Below are 18,210 nucleotides of genomic sequence, written 5' to 3' on the forward strand. Positions count from 1 at the left end.
GCGCATGATCGAAGCCGGCGAACCCAACGACCTGCCGTCGCTGTGGTCACACGAACCGCACGCCGAATTGATGTTCCAACCGGGCGACAAGGTGGCCGACATCGACACCGAAGCCACCCCCGGCTTCCGGGGCACCAAGTCCGACGCACCCACACTGCAGGCCGAACGCAACGTGCGCTTCGCCGAACTGCAGGAAAAGCTCTATGCCAACAGCCGTTCCGGCGACACCCGGTCGGTGCTGCTGGTGTTACAGGGCATGGACACCGCAGGCAAGGGCGGGATCGTCAAACACGTTGTGGGCGGCGGCAATCCGCAGGGCATTCAGTACCGCAGTTTCGGCAAGCCGACGGCCGAGGAACTGGCCCACCACTACCTGTGGCGGATCCGCAAGGCGCTGCCGGCGGCCGGTCACATCGGGGTGTTCGACCGCTCGCACTATGAGGACGTGCTCATCGTGCGCGTCCACAATCTGGTCCCACCCGATGTCTGGCAGCCGCGCTACGACGAGATCAACGCGTTCGAGCGGGAACTCGTCAACCAGGGCACGTCGATTGTGAAGGTCGCGATGTTCGTCTCGCTCGACGAGCAGAAGAGGCGGCTGGCCGCGCGGCTCGAGCGGCCCGACAAGTACTGGAAGTACAACCCCGCCGACATCGACGAACGGCTGAAATGGCCCGCGTACCAAGAGGCGTACCAGGCGATGCTGGACCGCACGTCGACCGCGTATGCGCCCTGGCACATCGTGCCCTGCAACCGGAAGTGGTACAGCCGGCTGGCGATCACCGAGTTGCTGATCGAGACCCTCAAACGCCTCAACATGTCGTGGCCGCCGCCGGACTTCGACGTCGCCGCCGAGAAGAAGCGACTGGCCTCGGCCTGACCGGGCCGAGCCGGCTCAGCCCGGCGTCAGCCCTTGACGAGGGTGAACTGCCCGACGTTGGTGATGCCGCGGCGGAAGAAGTCGGCGCAGCCGGTCAGGTAATGCATGTAGCGCTCGTAGACCTCCGGCGACGTGATCCTGGTCGCCTCTTGCCGGTTGGCCTCCAGGTTGGCCGCCCACATGTCCAGCGTGCGCGCGTAATGCGGCCGCAGCAGGTGGGCGCGCTCCAGCGTGAACCCGGAGTCGGCGGCCAGCTTCTCGATGTCCTCGACGGCGGGCAGCTGCCCGCCGGGGAAGATCTCGGTGCCGATGAAGCGCATGAACTTCAGATCCGAGATCGTGAGCTTGATGCCGTTGTCGCGGAAGAACTTCTGCGTGTGCGCCAGGATGGTGTGAAGCAGCATCCGGCCGTCGGCGGGCAGGATGCCGAAAGCCCGTTCGAAGAACAGCGGATAGCGCTCGGCCTTGAACGCCTCGAACGCGCCGATCGACACGATCCGGTCGACGGGTTCGTCGAACTCCTCCCAGCCCTGCAACCGCACCTCGGCCTTGCGCTCGGTGTCGAGGCCGGCCATCAGCGCCTTGCTGTACTCGAACTGTTTGCGGCTCAACGTGATACCGATGACGTTGACGTCGTACTTCTCGACGGCGCGGCGCAGTGCGCCGCCCCAGCCGCAGCCGACGTCGAGCAGCGTCATCCCCGGCTCAAGGTTCAATTTGCCCAGCGCAAGGTCGAACTTGGCGATCTGCGCCTCGTCGAGCGTCATGTCCTCACGCTCGAAGTAGGAACACGTGTAACCCATCGTCGGCCCGAGAAAAGCGCGAAGAATTCGTTGGACACGTCGTAGATCGACTGCGATTCCTCGTAGTACGGCGACAGATCAGGCACAGCGTTCGACATGCGGCAGGCAACCCCTTGCGGTTCGTCGGCCGACCGAGAACGCACCGGACACCGGGGCGGGGCGCAGACGGGCCTCTACCGCAGTCCCGGCTGCACTCTCAACCGGCGTGTCAATATTCGGTTAGAGCGTAACGAAGTATTCGGCCTTAGCGTAACGAAGTCGTCATTCATACACGTACGACCCCCTGAGCTGGCCCGATGCCTGCTCAGTAGGTGTAGAACCCCTTGCCCGACTTCTTGCCGAGCTGCCCGGCCTCGACCATGCGCTGCAGCAGCGGCGGCGGCGCGTAGTGCGGGTCCTTGTACTCGTCGTACATCGAATCCGCGATCAGCTTCATGGTGTCCAGCCCGATGAGGTCGGACAGCCGTAGCGGCCCCATCGGGTGCGAGAGCCCGGCCACGACGGCGGTGTCGATGTCCTCGACGGTGGCCACACCGGCTTCGGCCATCCGGATCGCCGACAGCAGATAGGGCACCAGCAGTGCGTTGACGACGAAGCCGGAGCGGTCGCCGCAGCGCACCACCTTCTTGCCCAGCACCTCGTCGGCGAACTGTTCCACCCGCGCGATGGCGTCGTCGGAGGTGACGAGCGTGTTGACCAGTTCGACCAGCGGGAGTACGGGCACGGGGTTGAAGAAGTGCAGGCCGAGTACGCGGCTCGGGTTCTTGGTCGCCGCAGCGATCTTCATGATCGGGATGCTCGAGGTGTTCGACGCGAGCACTGCATCGGGATCGGTGACGACGGCGTCGAGTTCGGCGAAGACCTTGGCCTTGACGGCCTCGTCCTCCACGATCGCCTCGATCACGAGCTGGCGGTCGGCGAGGTCACCCAGGTTGGTGGTGAACGTCAGCCGTGCAACCGTCGCGTCGAAGTCGTCGGCGGCCAGCTTGCCCTTCGCCTTGGCGCGCTCCAGCGACGCGGTGATGCGGTCCCGGCCTGCGGCCACGAGGGCTTCGCTGGGTTCGTAGACGACGACGTTCGCGCCCGCCTTCGCCGCCACCTCGGCGATTCCCGAGCCCATCTGCCCGGCGCCGACCACACCCACACGTTCGATGCTCATCTGTCCTCTGCTCTCTTGGCGTGCGGGATGACCCGCCGTTCTCCTCGCGCGGTATGCCGCTGTTCTCTGCGCACGGGGCATCTGGCGCCCACACGCGTCAGACCCCGCCCAAGATTTCTGGGCGGGGTCTGCGCTGTCAAGCTCGGTACCAATGCTCCTCGCGCAAGCGCTCGTCGGTCCGAATGCACGCGCGCGAGCCCTCGTGCGCGAGCGTGCGCTATATCTGCGTGTTGCACGGCGTGGCGCCTGCAGACACGCACGCTCGCGGCCTAGTGGCCTGGTGGCCTGGTGGCCTGGTGGCCTGGTGGCCTGGTGGCCTAGTGGAACTGGCCCTCTTCGGTCGAGCCCGCGAGCGCGGTGGTCGAGCTGGTCGGGTCCACGGTGGTGGCGATCCGGTCGAAGTAGCCGGCGCCCACCTCGCGCTGGTGCTTGGTCGCGGTGTAGCCACGCTCCTCGGCGGCGAACTCGCGCTCCTGCAGCTCGACGTACGCAGTCATCTGGTTGCGGGCGTAGCCGTGGGCCAGATCGAACATCGAGTAGTTGAGGGCGTGGAAGCCGGCCAGCGTGATGAACTGGAACTTGAAGCCCATCGCGCCGAGCTCCTTCTGGAACTTCGCGATCGTCGCGTCGTCGAGGTGCTTGCGCCAGTTGAACGACGGCGAGCAGTTGTAGGCCAGCATCTGGTCCGGGAACTCGCTCTTGACGCCCTCGGCGAACTTCTTGGCCAGCTCCAGGTCCGGCGTGCCGGTCTCCATCCAGATCAGGTCGGAGTACGGCGCGTAGGCCTTGGCACGCGCGATGCAGGGCTCGAGCCCGTTCTTCACCCGGTAGAAGCCCTCGGCGGTGCGCTCACCGGTGATGAACGGCCGGTCACGCTCGTCGACATCGGAGGTGATCAGCGTGGCCGCCTCGGCGTCGGTACGCGCGATGACGACGGTGGGAACGCCGGCCACGTCAGCCGCGAGGCGGGCCGAGGTCAGGGTGCGGATGTGCTGCTGGGTCGGGATCAGCACCTTGCCACCGAGGTGGCCGCACTTCTTCTCCGAGGCCAGCTGGTCCTCCCAGTGCGACCCTGCGACGCCGGCGGCGATCATCGCCTTCTGCAGCTCGTAGACGTTGAGCGCGCCACCGAAGCCGGCCTCACCGTCGGCAACGATCGGGGCGAGCCAGTTCTCAACCGAGGTGTCGCCCTCGACCTTGGCGATCTCGTCGGCGCGCAGCAGCGCGTTGTTGATGCGACGCACCACCTGCGGCACCGAGTTGGCCGGGTACAGGCTCTGGTCCGGGTAGGTGTGGCCGGACAGGTTCGCGTCACCGGCGACCTGCCAACCCGACAGGTAGATGGCCTTCAGGCCGGCCCGGACCTGCTGCACGGCCATGTTGCCGGTCAGCGCACCGAGCGCATTGACGAAGTCCATGTCGTGCAGCTGATCCCAGAGCACCTCGGCGCCGCGGCGGGCGAGCGTGTGCTCCTCGACGACGTGCCCCTGCAGGGCGACGACGTCGGCGGGCGTGTAGGTGCGGGTGATGCCCTTCCAGCGCGGGTTGTGGTCCCAATCGTGCTGGATCTGCTCCGGGGACTTCGGCGTTCCGACGGTGGACATGGGCTGCTCCTTCGTTTGATGCAAACCACCGGAGGGCTGGCCGACCTCGGCGGTGTTAATGCTCCAGCGGTTTCGCTGGCTTGCTAATCCGAGGATGCCTGAAGCCATAACCGCAGGTCCACCCGTTTCGATTGCCAATTTCCGCCAACCGAATCGGTGAAGTTGCTAATTCTGCAAAGGGCCACTGACCTGAACCGGTTCAGAAGCTACCGGCGGGTAGCGAATCTTCGCAGGTCAGTACGCTTGTACTGTTTGGGTGAGCCGATCAGAGCGGGAAGATGGCCGCGACGGCTTTCGTCTCGTTGCCGACCGCGTATGTGAGCGTTGTAACAGTCCGGTCGCTCAGTTCTTCGCCGAACTTGTCGGTGGATCCCGCGGGGTGGACGTGTCGGATGATCTCCAGCTTGTCGCCGAGCGCCACCGGAAGATCGTGCTCGATGGTGACCCGTACGGGTGCGCTCATCAGCTCGGGCTGCGAGTAGAGGTAGTCCTCGACCACGCTCCAGTACACCGAGTTGTTCATGTGGTCGAAGATGTCGATGTCGCTGACCCGGACCGGGTAGTCGCGGATGTGCTCGGCGTCTTCACGGCTACCCGCCCTGAGATAGGGCTTCCAGCGCAGACGGTTCTCGTCGGTGGTGCGACGCAATCCTTCGATGAAGTCGTCGGAGATCCGGGCGGGTCCCTGGGTCTCCCGGTTGATGTTGATCCAGAACGCCTCGGATTCGATGAGTCCGCCCTTGCGACCCTCGATGCGCACCCGCATCTCACACCACCGGTTCGAGGTGCCCGAACACCAGCGCCGCAACCGCAGCATGTCCTTGAACACGACCGGCTCGATCATGTCGATCATGGTCCGGCGCACGATCCACAGCGGGTGGGTGTCCTCGTAGCCCATCTCCCGCAGCTGGTCGGTGCCGATGTCCTGGATGTGGCGGGTGGCGGCGTCGAACTTGAGCCTGCCCTCGCGGTCCACGTCGGCAACACGCAGCGGCCATTGGATGTCGAAGACGTCGGGGTGTGGATCCGGCACCGGCATCATCGCCTTGGCCAGGCCGGTCGCTCCCGGGGTGGTACTCACGACCTTCGATACTGCCACATCGCCGCAGCCTGCGAATGCTGCAAACTTTGCCTTAGCAGGGTTGTTACGCTGTCTGACGTGGCCAAGACTTTCGTCGGCGCCCGCATCCGACAGCTGCGCAGCGAACGCGGGTTCAGCCAGGCAGCACTGGCGCAGATGCTGGAGATCTCGCCGAGCTACCTCAACCAGATCGAACACGACGTCCGGCCGCTGACCGTCGCGGTGCTGCTGCGCATCACCGAGGTGTTCGGGGTCGACGCGACGTTCTTCGCCTCCCAGGACGACACCCGCCTGATCGCCGAGCTGCGCGAGGTGCTCATGGACCGCGATCTCGACGTCGACGTCGACCCGGCCGAGGTGGCCGACATGGTCGGATCGCACCCCGCGCTTGCCCGCGCGATGGTCAATCTGCACCGCCGGTATCAGCTCACCACCACCCAGCTCGCCGCCGCGACCGAGGACCGTTTCAACGTCGGGAGCGGCGGTGGGTCGGGCGCCATCACGATGCCGCACGAAGAGGTGCGCGACTACTTCTATCAACGGCAGAACTATCTGCACGACCTCGACACCGCCGCCGAGGCGCTCACAGCCGACATGCGGGTGCATCGTGGCGATCTCGCCGGCGACCTGTCCGACCGGCTGCGATTCGTCCACGGCGTCACCGTGATCCGCAGCGTGGACCTCGGCGAGGGCGTGCTGCACCGCTACGACCCGGTGACCAGACGCCTGGAGGTCGGTGCGCACCTGTCGTCGGGGCAGACGGTGTTCCGGATGGCTGCCGAGCTCGCCTACCTGGAGTGCGGCGAGCTGATCGACAAGCTGGTGGACGAGGGCAAGTTCACCAGCGAGGAGTCGCGCAAGCTCGCCCGGATGGGATTGGCGAACTACTTCGCCGCCGCCGCCGTGCTGCCCTACGGCCAGTTCCACGAAGTGGCCGAGAAGTTCCGTTACGACATCGAGCGGCTCTCGGCCTACTACTCGGTCAGCTACGAGACCACCTGCCACCGGCTTTCCACCCTGCAGCGGCCGTCGATGCGCGGTGTCCCGTTCTCGTTCGTGCGGGTCGACCGCGCCGGAAACATGTCGAAACGGCAGTCCGCCACCGGGTTTCATTTCTCGTCCAGCGGCGGGACCTGCCCGCTGTGGAACGTGTACGAGACGTTCGCCAACCCGGGCAAGATCTCCGTCCAGATCGCCGAGATGCCCGACGGGCGCGCCTACATGTGGGTGGCGCGGACCGTGGAGCGACGCGCTTCACGCTATGGTCAGCCGGGTAAGACGTTCGCAATCGGCCTCGGCTGCGAATTGCGTCACGCGCAGCGGCTGGTCTACTCGGAGGGGCTGGTGACCGGTGACCCCAACGTCCCCGCGACACCGATCGGCGCCGGTTGCCGGGTGTGCGAGCGCGACAACTGCCCGCAGCGCGCGTTCCCCGCACTCGGGCGCGCGCTCGACATCGACGAACACCGCTCGACGGTGTCGCCCTACCTGGTGAGGCAGCAATGAGCAATCCCGCCCGTATCGCCCCCGGCGGCTTCAAGGAACTCGGCCCGCTCAACTGGGCCATCGCCAAGATCGGGGCCCGCGGGATCCGACGGCCGAGGTTCAGCCTGATGAACGTGCTCGGGCAGCACCGGCTGTTGTTCCTGACCTGGCTGCCGCTGTCGGCTCACCTGCTCTACGTCGGCAAGCTGTCGCGGCACGACGCCGAGGTGGTGATCCTGCGCGTCGCGCACCTGCGCGACAGCACCTACGAGCTTCAGCAGCACCGCCGCCTGGCCCGCAGTCGCGGCGTGGACGCCGACACGCAGGCCCGCATCTTCGCCGGACCCGACTCCGAGGGCCTGACGGACCGGGAACGGGTGCTGATCACCGCCACCGACGAGTTCGTCGTCACCCGCGGCGTGTCCCCCGAAACGTGGCAGGCGCTCTCCGCGCACCTCACCAAGCCACAGCTGATCGAATTCTGTCTGCTCGCAGCGCAATACGACGGTCTGGCGGCCACCATCACCACGCTGCAGGTGCCGCTGGACTTCCCCGACTGAACCGGGACCTGTTTGACATAGTCGACCGCGGCTGTAAACCGCGCGGCTACCATGCGTCCATGTTGTCGAACCCGTGGCGTCACCCTCCGGGTGTGCCTCGCTGTGAGCCGCCCCGCGCCGAGGGTGCGTTCTTCCTGCCCGACGGCCGCCGCATCGGTTACGCCGAGTACGGCGATCCGTCCGGACCGGTCGTGTTGTGGTTCCACGGCACCCCCGGCGGCCGCAGGCAGCTGCCGATCGTGGGTCGACGCGCGGCCGAGAAACTCGGGTTGCGGGTGATTCTCGTCGAGCGCGCGGGATCCGGGTTGAGCCACCGGCACTGCTACGACCGGGTCGGCGACTGGGCCACCGACATGGCGCACGTGGCCGACCTGCTCGGCGCCGAAAAGCTCGGTGTGGTCGGGTTGTCCGGCGGCGGCCCGTTCGCGCTGGCATGCGCCGGGATGCCCGCGCTGGCCGACCGCGTCGTCGCCGTCGCCGTCCTCGGCGGGGTGACACCGTCGGTGGGTCCGGATGCCGCATGCAGCGGCGCCATCACGCTGTCACGCAAATTCGCGCCGGTGACCTCGGCGATGCGGCGCCCGTTCGCCGCCGTCACCGCGGGCCTGCTGACCCCGGTGATACCGCTGGCACACCTGGCGTACCGCGGCCTGAGCGCCGCGATGCCCGAGGGCGACAAGCGGGTGTTCGCCAACCCCGAGATCGAGGCGATGTTCATCGACGACATCGTGCACGCCGCCAACGGCGGGTTCCAGGCGCTGCTCGACGACGCGCGGCTCTTCGGCCGCGACTGGGGCTTCCGGCTGGCCGACGTCAAGGTTCCGGTCCGGTGGTGGCACGGCGACGCCGACTCGATCATCTCGCTGGCCGACGCGCAGGCCGCCACCGAGCACCTGCCCGACGTCGAGCTGCTGCTGATGCCCGACGAAAGCCATCTGGGCGGGTTCGCGAAGGCCGACGACGTGCTCGACTTCCTGCACCAGCATCTGCTCAGCGGACACCGGCCGTAACGACGACCCGGTCGCCGCCGCGCGCCTTGGCTTCGTACATCGCCGCGTCGGCCGCGGTGATCACGTCGATGAGATCAAGATCCGGCCGCGTGCAGGTTGCCAGGCCGATGCTCACCGTGACGGGCGGCTGGGCGGGTGCCGAGACCGCCGCGCGGATGCGCTCGGCGACCTTGCCGGCCTGCTGGGCCGGAATCCGGTCGACCACCAGGAATTCCTCACCGCCCCACCGCACCACCACGGCATCCCCACGCACGCTCTGCCGGATCCGTCGCGCCGTCCGGATCAGCACCTCGTCGCCGACCGCGTGCCCCAGCGTGTCGTTGACCCTCTTGAAACCGTCGACGTCGATCAGCAGCGCACACAGGTCGGCTCCGGTGGGCGCGGCCTCGTTGAGCCGCTGCATCGACACCGCCAGACCCCGCCGATTGGTCAGCTCGGTCAACGGGTCGGTGAGTGACTGCTTCGAGCTGCCCTGCAGCAACCAGAATCCGAACTGCAACGCCGGCAGGATGCACACCGTGACCAGGAGCGCGATCACGGCCCGGGAGACCGCCACCTGAACGCCGTAGTCGGGCGTGGACGCCGCCAGCCACACCGCGATGCCGACGACCGAGACCGTGCACCAGGCGATGTGGGCCAGGTGCAGCCGCGGGCCGTGGAAGAACACCACATAGCCGCCCGCGCACAGCAAGATGGGGATCCCCGACATGGCCAGGTTCGGGTCCCCGAACAGCAGCGCCGACAGCGTCATGAGGACGTCGACGCACCCGACCAGGACGGCCGATTCCCGGGCGGTCGGCCACGGCAGGAAGGCCCAGCGCGCGGCCCAGGCCAGCGAGCCCACGGCGACGACCGCCCAGCCGAGGCGGAACACGGTGTCGTCGGCTCCCGGTGGCAGCACGACGTTGACCGCCGAGAGCACGCCCATCGTCGCGCCGATACCGGCGATCAGCCAGCGCAGCACCGGGAGGAGTCCGCGGCTGCGCAAAAAACCGATCCGCCACTGATATTCATCTCGCTGACGCCACCACTGCAGCAGCAGGTCGCCGACGGCTCCGTCCCCCATCGGCTCACCTTAGTCGCCGGTGAACGCCGCCAAGCCACGAAATGCGGTGTCGGACACTTCATTGCGGCACGCCGGCTACAGGTACGTCACCCCGAGCACAGCGAGCGAGAACAGCACCGGCGAGATCGACAGCCCGAACAGGAACGCCGCCCAGATCTCGCTCTTGCGGTCTTTGCGCTGCATCTTCCGCCGGCCCAGCAGCGCTGAGGCAAGGCCGAGGATCAGCGACACCCCGGCGACGACCAGCACCCAGGTGGGCACGTTCGCCGACGCGATGGCCGCCGAGATACCGGCCAGCCACAGGATGTGGCCGACCACCAACCCGCCGATGCCGGCGACCCAGATCGCTCTCAACTAGAAATTGATCATGTGGCCGACCAGGCCGTGGAAGCATTCCTGCATCGCCTCGGACAGGGTCGGGTGGGTGTGCACGTTGCGGGCGAGTTCGTTGGCGGTCAGGTCCCACTTCTGCGCCAGCGTCAGCTCGGGCAGAAGCTCGGAGACGTCGGGGCCGATCAGGTGCCCGCCGAGCAGCTCGAGGTGTTTCCTGTCGGCGACGAGCTTCACGAATCCGGTCGGGTCACCCAGTCCGTGGGCCTTGCCGTTGGCGGTGAACGGGAACTTCGCGACGACGACGTCGTAGCCCTCGTCCTTGGCCTGCTGCTCGGTCAGGCCGAAGCTGGCGACCTGGGGCTGGCAGAACGTGGCACGCGGCAGCATCCGGTAGTCGCCCAGCGCCAGCGTCTCGGCACCGGCGATGGTCTCGGCGGCGACCACCCCCATCGCCTCGGCGACGTGGGCGAGTTGCAGCTTGGCGGTGACGTCGCCGATCGCGTAGATGTGCTGGACGTTGGTGCGCATGTAGTCGTCGATGCCGATGGCCCTGCGGTCGGTCAGTTGCACGCCCGTCGTCTCCAGGCCGAAGCCCTCGACGTTGGGGGCGAACCCGATGGCCTGGAGCACCTTGTCGGCCTTGAGTTCGTCGGTCTTGCCGTCCTTGGAGACCGTGACCGTGACCGTCGAACCATCATCTTGGATCTTCTCGACCTTGGTGCCGGTCAGGATCTTCACGCCCAGCTTCTTGTACTGCTTCTCGATCTCCTTGGAGACCTCGGCGTCCTCGTTGGGCAGTGCGCGCGGCAGGAACTCCACGATCGTGACGTCGACGCCGTAGTTCTTCATCACGTACGCGAACTCCATGCCGATCGCCCCGGCGCCGGCGATGACGATCGAACCTGGCAGCTCCCGCGACAGGATCTGATCCTCGTAGGTGACCACGTTCTCCGACAGCGAGGTGCCGGGCACCAGCCGGGTGCTCGAGCCGGTCGCGATGATCGCGTTGTCGAACTCGAGCTTCTCGGTTCCGCCGTCGTTGAGATCGACTTCGATGCTGTTGGGCCCGGTGAACTTGCCGTAGCCGTGGATCTCGGTGATCTTGTTCTTCTTCATCAGGAAGTGCACACCGGCGACACGGCCGTCGGCGACCTTGCGGCTGCGGTCGAACGCGGCGCCGTAGTCGAAGCTCGCCTCCCCGCTGATCCCGAACGTCTTGGCTTCCTTGGTGAAGATGTGCGCCAGTTCGGCGTTGCGCAGCAACGCTTTCGACGGGATACACCCGACGTTCAGGCACACGCCGCCCCAGTACTTGGGTTCGACGATGGCGGTGCTCAACCCGAGCTGGGCGGCGCGGATAGCCGCGACGTAACCTCCGGGACCGGCTCCGAGAACAACGACGTCATAGTGGGTCACGTTCACACCCTATCGGGCGCGGCAAGACGGGCGGGCTACCTGGCGATCCATTCGAACACGTAGGCGCCGTACAGCACCGCTGCACCGACGGCCGCGGCCAACGGCGCCGACATCATCGCGATCGCGGTCGCCGCGACACCCGGCCGGTCCTGCACCATCGCGGTCAACAGGCTGCCGACGATGCAGGCCACCACGAACACCAGCACCGCGAAGACCGGCACGGCTTTGTCCGGCGAGTGGTACCACCAGTAGTACAGCCCCGCCCCGGCCGCGGCCGCGACGATCCACATACCGGCGACGACGAGCACGAACCGCCAGCGGCCGACGGACTGCGCCGCCGCGGGGACGACGACCGGCTGCGCGGGTGGCCGCGGCAGTTCGTCGGCGTACGCCGGGTCGTCGAGCGCGATCTGGTCCTCAGACACCGGTGGCCACCTGAATCGCGGTCAGCGCCCCGAACCATCCCGGACCGATGGCCAGGACCATGGCCCCGACGGCGGTCATCCACCGCCGGTTCGAGAACAGGATCGTCAGCATTCCGACGATGCTGGGCACACCGATCACCAGGCCGATGGCGAGGTCGGGCCGGATCGTGGCGGTGATCTCGACGGCCGCCAGCAGCGCCGCCATCATGCCGAGAGCGACGCCGATGATCATCACTCCGGCCAACACCGATGCTCGTGGCAGCGGGATCACGGTTCCGACGATAACGCCGCGACCGCCGCAAATCGGGGCGGCGCGCCCTAGCACGGAATAGCAATCCGGGTTGCTGCTGGGGCGGCTGCTTTCACAGCCAGGAACGCTATTCCGGGACGGGGATCGCGCACGCGTCGACGGCCTGGGCCTCGGCGACGACGTGTGTGCCGTTCGACACCGGCCGTTCGCCGCGTTCGTAGGCCGCACCGGTCACCGAGGGCACGGCGTCGAGGGCGCGGTTCTCCTCTTCGGTGAACGCACGCCCCCGCGACAGGAAACGCTTGCCCTCGGGTGCTTCGAGGCTGAACCCGCCGCCGCGGCCGGGAACCACGTCGATCACCAGCTGGGTGTGTTTCCACGCGTCGAACTGCGGACCGGAGATCCACACCGGCACCCCGTCCCCGACATCGAGCACGGCGAGAAGCACGTCGCGGTCGCCGACCAGGAACTCCCCGTCGGGGTAGCACATCGGCGACGAGCCGTCGCAGCAGCCGCCGGACTGGTGAAACATCAACGCGCCGTGCCGGTCCTGCAGGCTGCGCAACAGTTCGGCGGCGGCCTCGGTCACCAGTGCCCGGTTCGGTGCGTCCACGACGGTCATTGTCCTCCATGGGTTGTCGCCGGCGCACCCGCCATTCGGGCAGTGCGGATCGCGGGTGCGTTCGACGGTGGGAGCAGCAGGCACCGGTCGGCGGGATACCGGACGGACAACTCGATCGACGCGGCGAACCGGTACGGCTGGGCGGCAAGGATTCCGGCGAACTGCTTGCGCAGCCGCGACATCTCCGCGCGCACGGTCACCACCTTCGACCGGTCGCCGTAAAGGTCCTCGGCCAGTTGCGGCGCCGACCGGCCCTGGGGTGAAAATGCCAGCGCGCAAAGGATTTCCGCGTGACGCAGCGAAAGGTCATGACGCCAGCTGCCGAACGCGCCGGCCATGATCAGCGACGGCGTGTCCGGGTCGCTGACGTCGAGCGTCACCTGCGACGGCCGGTCCTGCTCGGCCCCGCCCTCGGCGTCATCCCCCTTGGCCGGCCGCACGAGCCAACCGCCGGGCAGCGGCTCGACGGCGCACATGCCCAGCGTCGCCAACCGCACCCGCCCCGGCCCCAGCCGTTCGGGCAGCAGGATCCGGTTGTGCAGCGGCATCGCGTCGACGGCGGCCACCCAGCCGTCGGTGTCGACGGCCAGCGCCGGGCTGCCCATCCGCGCCAGGATCGGGGCGGCGAGCGCACGCAACCGGTTCAGCGTGCGGTCGTGCTCCTGGCGCAGGTGCGATTCAGCGAGCCGGGCCACGGCGTCGACGAGGGCGACGGTCGTCGGGTGCACCGTGGCAGCCGGGCCCGACACGTCGACGACGCCGATGACCTGACTTGTCCTCGGATCCCGGATCGGCGCCCCTGCGCACGTCCACGAGTGATGGCTGCGCAGAAAGTGTTCGGCCGAGAACACCTGGACGGCGCGCTGGGACACCAGCGCGGTGCCGATGGCGTTGGTCCCGACAGCACCCTCGCCCCAGTTCGCGCCCTCGATGAAACCGAGTCGGTCAGCGTTCATGAGCACCGACGGCGATCCGGAGCGCCACAGCACCCGGCCCTTCGCGTCGGCGACCACCAGGATGTTCTCCCCGTCGGCGACCAGCGACTCCAGCCCGCGGGAGATCTCGTCGAGCACGTCCATCAGCCCCGACGACCGGCGCAGCATCTCCAGCCCGCCCATCTCCACCACCGTGGTGTCGGGTCCTCGGTCCTGCATGCCGCTGGCGATCAGCCGCTGCCAGGACTCGCCGATGACCTCCCGGGGCCGGGCGGGCGCGCGATGGCCGGCCATCGTCGCGTCGTAGACGGCGGACATCAACCGCGCGTAGCTGCGCGGGTCCTCGCCGACGGCGACGGCCGGTTCAGGCACGGGTGGGCCTTGCATCGAACCCCAGTGTGCCCCGCGCGCGAGCGGTAGGCCAGAGCATCTCAGCGGTAGACCAGCCCACCGTCGATGAGCCCGGATTGCCCCGTCATGTAGTCGGCGTCCGGGCCGGCCAGATACGACACGAACCCCGCGACGTCGTCGGGCGTCTCGGCGCGGCCCAGCGCGATGCCACCGACGAACTTGTCGTAGGTCTCGCCTTCGGCGGCACCGGTCAGCTCGGCGAACCGCTTGTCGATCTCGACCCACATGTCGGTGCCGACGACGCCCGGGCAGTACGCGTTGACGGTGATGCCGTCGGCGGCGTGTTCCTAGGCGGCGGCCTGGGTGAGCGCGCGCACGGCGAACTTGGTGGCGCTGTAGGGGCCGAGCATCGCGAAGCCGTCGTGGCCTGCGATCGACGAGGCATTGATTATCCTGCTGACTCTTCCTTTATCTTTGTTCTTCAGCTCCTTGAACTTGGCGACGGCGGCCTGGGTCCCCCACAGCACCCCGTTGACGTTGATCGCCCACAGCTTCTCGATCTGCTCGGGTGTGACGTCACTGATCGGCCCGACCAGCGCGATGCCCGCGTTGTTGACCATGATGTCGAAGCCGCCCAGCGCAGCGGCGGCGTGGTCGACGGCGGCGAAGACCTGCTCGCGGTCACTGACATCGGCGACGAACATTGTCGTCTTGCCACCGATCCCGGCGATCTCGTCGGCGACGCCGTCGAGCCCTTCGGGCAGGACGTCGACGAGTGCGATGTCGGCACCGTCACGTGCGAGCCGCAGCGCGATGCCCCGTCCGATGCCGCGCGCCGCACCGGTGACCAGGGCGACTTTTCCGTTGAGTGTCATGGGTCAGGCTCCGTTCGGGTCGACGAGAACTTTCATCTTGGTGCCGGCGTGCAGTGCCTCGAAGCCCTCGTCGACGACGTCGTCGATCGGGATCCGGGTCACCCAGCCGGTGGTGTCGTACTTGCCCTGCCCCATCAGCGCGATCACCGCTTCGAAGTCGGCGCCGGTGTAGCACAGCGAGCCCTGGATCCGGGACTCGTTCATCACCAGATTCAGAAGCGGTGTCTCCAGGGGCTTTTCGTAGATCGCGACGCTGATCATCGGCTTTCGCGACCCGACGCAGGCCAGTGCCGTGCTGACCGCAGGGGTTACCCCGGCTGCGTCGAACACGGCGTCGGCCCCGTCGCCGCGCGTGTGGTCGGCGATGAACGCCGGCACGTCGACGCTCGTCGGGTCCAGCGTTCTGGCGCCGAGCACCTCGATCGCGGCGCGCCGCGTCGGCGACGGCTCGACGACGAAGACATCATCAAGTCCTTTGCCGCGCAACGCGAACCACAGTCCGATGCCGATCGGGCCGGCGCCGAACACCATCGCGGTGTCACCGGGGCTCACGTCGCCGAGCGTGGCGGCGTGATAGGCCACCGACATGGGCTCGACGAGTGCGCCGAGTTCCAGCGACACGTTGTCGGGCAGCTTGTGCAGCATGCTGGTCGGCACCACGGTGTATTCGGCCATGCCGCCGTCGGACATCAGGCCGTGGAAGCCGATCTGCTGACAGACGTTGTAGTTGCCTGCCCGACACGGTCCGCAGTGGCCGCACTTGTAGATCGGTTCGACCGCGACCCGGTCGCCCTCGCTCCAGCCGGTTACCCCGTCGCCGACTGCGGCGATGGTCCCGGAGAACTCGTGGCCCATGGTCAGCGGCAACTGCTGGCCGGTCAGCGGGTGCGGTTCGGTGGGCACGAAGATCGGGCCTGCGTAGTACTCGTGCAGGTCGGTGCCGCAGATCCCGTTGAACCCGACCTTGAGTTTGACGGTGCCCGGACCGGGCTCCGGTTCGTCGACGTCGTCGACTTCGAGCTTGTTCGGTCCGTAGTAGACAGCTGCTCTCATAGCCGCATGTCTATGTGAGCGCGGCCACACCCCGAAAGAGTTGCAGGGGGTTGCAGCGGCCGTGTGCAACGCTTCGCAACCCTTGCCAGCAGCGACGCATCCGGTGTGTCCTGGCTCACATGACATCAACACTTGAGCCGCAGACCACAACCGATCCGACGCCGCAGCAGCGCGTCGACGCCTGGCTGGCCGACTTCGAGGCCGCGCTGGCCACCCGCGACATCGAACGAGTCGCCGGCATGTTCGCCGTGGACAGCTTCTGGCGTGACCTCGTGTCGTTCACCTGGAACATCAAGACCCTCGAAGGCCGCGACCAGATCACCGACATGCTGGGTGCGCGCCTGGCCGAGACGGACCCGTCAGGCTTCCGGACCCGCGAGCCCGCTGTCCAGGACGGCTCCGGAGAAGACGCGGTGACGTCGGCGTTCATCGAGTTCGAGACAGCCGCCGGTCGCGGCACCGGGCACCTTCGTCTGAAGGGCGATCAGGCCTGGACGCTGCTGACCGCGCTTCAGGAGCTCAAGGGCCACGAGGAGCGCAAGGGCCCGAGCCGGGTGCTGGGCGCGGTGCACGGCGACGACCCGGATCCGCGGTCGTGGGCCGAGAAGAAGGCCGCCGAAGATGAGGAGTTGGGCCGATCCATCCAGCCGTACGCATTGGTGATCGGCGGCGGGCAGGGCGGTATCGCGCTCGGCGCGCGGCTGCGTCAGCTCGGGGTGCCCGCGATCGTCGTCGACCGCCACGAACGCCCAGGCGACCAGTGGCGCAAGCGGTACAAGTCGCTGTGCCTGCACGACCCGGTCTGGTACGACCACCTGCCGTATCTGCCGTTTCCACAGAACTGGCCGGTGTTCGCACCGAAGGACAAGATCGGCGACTGGCTGGAGTTCTACACCCGGGTGATGGAGGTGCCCTACTGGTCGAAGACCACCTGCCTGTCCGCCTCGTTCGACGAGGGGTCCCAGACCTGGACCGTCGAAGTCGACCGCGACGGTGAACGGCTGACCCTGCACCCGACCCAACTGGTGCTCGCGACCGGCATGTCGGGCAAGCCCAATGTCCCGACGCTGCCCGGCCAGGACGTCTTCGCCGGCGACCAGCACCACTCCAGCGCGCACCCCGGACCGGACGCGTACGTCGGCAAAAAGGCCGTCGTGATCGGGTCGAACAACTCCGCCCACGACATCTGCAAGGCGCTCTACGAGAACGGCGTCGACGTCACGATGGTGCAGCGGTCGTCCACGCACATCGTCAAGTCCGACACCCTGATGGACATCGGGCTCGGCGACCTGTATTCGGAGCGCGCGCTGGCAGCAGGCATGACGACGGAGAAGGCGGACCTGACGTTCGCGTCGCTGCCGTACCGGATCATGCACGAGTTCCAGATCCCGCTGTACGACCAGATGCGCGAACGCGACAAGGAGTTCTACGACCGGCTCGAGGCGGCCGGGTTCGAATTGGATTGGGGCGCAGACGGTTCCGGGTTGTTCATGAAGTACCTGCGCCGCGGGTCGGGCTACTACATCGACGTCGGGGCCTGCGACATGGTCGCCGACGGCAGGATCAAGCTGGCGCACGGGCAGGTCGACCACCTGACGGAGAACTCGGTGGTGCTCGCCGACGGCACCGAGCTGCCCGCCGATGTGGTGGTCTACGCGACCGGCTACGGCTCGATGAACGGCTGGGCCGCCGACCTGATCGGCCAGGACGTGGCCGACAGGGTCGGCAAGGTGTGGGGTCTGGGCAGCGACACCCCGAAGGATCCAGGTCCCTGGGAGGGCGAACAGCGCAACATGTGGAAGCCCACCCAGCAGCCCAACCTGTGGTTCCACGGCGGCAACCTGCACCAGTCGCGGCACTACTCGCTGTACCTGGCGTTGCAGCTCAAGGCACGGTTCGAGGGGATGGCCACGCCGGTGTACGGCCTGCAGGAGGTCCACCACCTGAGCTGAGCTGGTGGTTTCGGCGTGTTCGGTAGCGGCTGTCGCAACCGAACACGCCGAAATCACAGGTTGTCGACGATGTCCTTGGACTCCTTGAGGCCCAGGCCGGTCTGCTCCCGCAGCAGCTTGATGGCCTGGATCTTCTTACCGGCAAGGGCCAACTGCACGACCTCGGGACTGACCTGCCAGCCACCGCCTCCGGTGGCGGCCGGCGCCGCCTCGGTTTGTGCGCCCGCGCCGCGCAGCGCCCACTCCAGTGCCGCGACGCGGCGTTCCAGGTCGTCGACCCGGCGGCGCAACCCGCCGTCATCGACATCGTCGACATTGTCGGACCGTCCGAAGAGTCCCATGCTGGGCGA

At 67.5% G+C, this 18,210-nt stretch carries 17 protein-coding genes and 2 pseudogenes; 5 read left to right on the forward strand and 14 right to left on the reverse strand.

The features are described 5' to 3' along the window. The first annotated feature begins 4 nt into the window (after window positions 1-4). The gene (locus BN976_RS02570; RefSeq protein ID WP_011778078.1) at window positions 5-880 is read left to right on the forward strand and encodes a polyphosphate kinase 2 family protein; all 876 of its coding nucleotides are present in this window, start codon (window positions 5-7) and stop codon (window positions 878-880) included. A 26-nt stretch (window positions 881-906) separates the two neighbouring features. On the opposite strand, the pseudogene BN976_RS02575 reads toward BN976_RS02570, so the two are convergent. The 4 genes and pseudogenes from BN976_RS02575 to BN976_RS02590 form a co-directional block, all read right to left on the reverse strand. Further along, a pseudogene (locus BN976_RS02575) lies at window positions 907-1,769 on the reverse strand (cyclopropane mycolic acid synthase family methyltransferase). Window positions 1,770-1,987: 218 nt separating this feature from the next. After that, the gene (locus BN976_RS02580) at window positions 1,988-2,842 is read right to left on the reverse strand and encodes a 3-hydroxybutyryl-CoA dehydrogenase (protein ID WP_036367672.1); all 855 of its coding nucleotides are present in this window, start codon (window positions 2,840-2,842) and stop codon (window positions 1,988-1,990) included. A 317-nt stretch (window positions 2,843-3,159) separates the two neighbouring features. After that, on the reverse strand, window positions 3,160-4,446 hold the full coding sequence (gene aceA, locus BN976_RS02585; RefSeq protein WP_011778075.1) for an isocitrate lyase: 1,287 nt from the start codon (window positions 4,444-4,446) through the stop codon (window positions 3,160-3,162). A gap of 265 nt (window positions 4,447-4,711) precedes the next feature. Beyond that, on the reverse strand, window positions 4,712-5,488 hold the full coding sequence (locus tag BN976_RS02590; RefSeq protein WP_199558895.1) for an acyl-[acyl-carrier-protein] thioesterase: 777 nt from the start codon (window positions 5,486-5,488) through the stop codon (window positions 4,712-4,714). 117 nt (window positions 5,489-5,605) lie between these two features. Here BN976_RS02590 and ramB point away from each other — a divergent pair, with 117 nt between their 5' ends. The 3 genes from ramB to BN976_RS02605 are packed head-to-tail and all read left to right on the forward strand — an operon-like array spanning window position 5,606 to window position 8,582. After that, a complete protein-coding gene (gene ramB, locus BN976_RS02595) occupies window positions 5,606-7,033 on the forward strand; it encodes an acetate metabolism transcriptional regulator RamB (protein ID WP_036367674.1) in 1,428 nt (475 codons plus the stop codon). Next, window positions 7,030-7,572: a carboxymuconolactone decarboxylase family protein gene (locus BN976_RS02600; protein WP_011778072.1), complete on the forward strand. Its 543-nt coding sequence runs from the start codon at window positions 7,030-7,032 to the stop codon at window positions 7,570-7,572. Before ramB ends, BN976_RS02600 begins: the two co-directional genes overlap by 4 nt. 59 nt (window positions 7,573-7,631) lie before the next feature. After that, the gene (locus BN976_RS02605) at window positions 7,632-8,582 is read left to right on the forward strand and encodes an alpha/beta fold hydrolase (RefSeq protein WP_036367676.1); all 951 of its coding nucleotides are present in this window, start codon (window positions 7,632-7,634) and stop codon (window positions 8,580-8,582) included. Here BN976_RS02605 and BN976_RS02610 read toward each other — a convergent pair. The 9 genes and pseudogenes from BN976_RS02610 to BN976_RS02650 form a co-directional block, all read right to left on the reverse strand. Next, window positions 8,563-9,648, reverse strand: a complete 1,086-nt coding sequence (locus tag BN976_RS02610) for a GGDEF domain-containing protein (protein WP_011778070.1) — start codon at window positions 9,646-9,648, stop codon at window positions 8,563-8,565. The genes BN976_RS02605 and BN976_RS02610 overlap by 20 nt on opposite strands. Before the next feature lie 75 nt (window positions 9,649-9,723). Beyond that, window positions 9,724-10,002: a hypothetical protein gene (locus BN976_RS02615; RefSeq protein ID WP_199558881.1), complete on the reverse strand. Its 279-nt coding sequence runs from the start codon at window positions 10,000-10,002 to the stop codon at window positions 9,724-9,726. After that, window positions 10,003-11,397: a dihydrolipoyl dehydrogenase gene (gene lpdA, locus BN976_RS02620; protein ID WP_011778068.1), complete on the reverse strand. Its 1,395-nt coding sequence runs from the start codon at window positions 11,395-11,397 to the stop codon at window positions 10,003-10,005. Window positions 11,398-11,432: 35 nt separating this feature from the next. After that, window positions 11,433-11,822: a hypothetical protein gene (locus tag BN976_RS02625; RefSeq protein WP_011778067.1), complete on the reverse strand. Its 390-nt coding sequence runs from the start codon at window positions 11,820-11,822 to the stop codon at window positions 11,433-11,435. After that, window positions 11,815-12,093: a putative holin gene (locus tag BN976_RS02630; RefSeq protein ID WP_036367678.1), complete on the reverse strand. Its 279-nt coding sequence runs from the start codon at window positions 12,091-12,093 to the stop codon at window positions 11,815-11,817. Before BN976_RS02630 ends, BN976_RS02625 begins: the two co-directional genes overlap by 8 nt. A gap of 106 nt (window positions 12,094-12,199) precedes the next feature. Then, window positions 12,200-12,685 (reverse strand): DUF779 domain-containing protein, encoded by a 486-nt coding sequence (locus BN976_RS02635; protein WP_109489551.1) that lies wholly within the window; start codon window positions 12,683-12,685, stop codon window positions 12,200-12,202. A gap of 5 nt (window positions 12,686-12,690) precedes the next feature. Continuing rightward, window positions 12,691-14,016, reverse strand: coding sequence for a GAF domain-containing protein (locus tag BN976_RS02640; protein WP_036367681.1), 1,326 nt, complete (start codon window positions 14,014-14,016; stop codon window positions 12,691-12,693). Window positions 14,017-14,060: 44 nt separating this feature from the next. Beyond that, a pseudogene (locus tag BN976_RS02645) lies at window positions 14,061-14,855 on the reverse strand (acetoin reductase). Window positions 14,856-14,858: 3 nt separating this feature from the next. Next, window positions 14,859-15,908 (reverse strand): 2,3-butanediol dehydrogenase, encoded by a 1,050-nt coding sequence (locus BN976_RS02650; protein WP_036367684.1) that lies wholly within the window; start codon window positions 15,906-15,908, stop codon window positions 14,859-14,861. A gap of 119 nt (window positions 15,909-16,027) precedes the next feature. Between BN976_RS02650 and BN976_RS02655 the strand changes: the two genes are divergently transcribed. Next, on the forward strand, window positions 16,028-17,860 hold the full coding sequence (locus BN976_RS02655; protein WP_011778061.1) for a flavin-containing monooxygenase: 1,833 nt from the start codon (window positions 16,028-16,030) through the stop codon (window positions 17,858-17,860). A 53-nt stretch (window positions 17,861-17,913) separates the two neighbouring features. On the opposite strand, the gene BN976_RS02660 is transcribed toward BN976_RS02655, so the two are convergent. Beyond that, the gene (locus BN976_RS02660) at window positions 17,914-18,201 is read right to left on the reverse strand and encodes a ribosomal protein L7/L12 (RefSeq protein WP_011778060.1); all 288 of its coding nucleotides are present in this window, start codon (window positions 18,199-18,201) and stop codon (window positions 17,914-17,916) included. Window positions 18,202-18,210: the final 9 nt, after the last annotated feature.

Source organism: Mycolicibacterium austroafricanum (assembly GCF_000612725.1).
Taxonomy (GTDB): Bacteria; Actinomycetota; Actinomycetes; order Mycobacteriales; family Mycobacteriaceae; genus Mycobacterium; species Mycobacterium austroafricanum.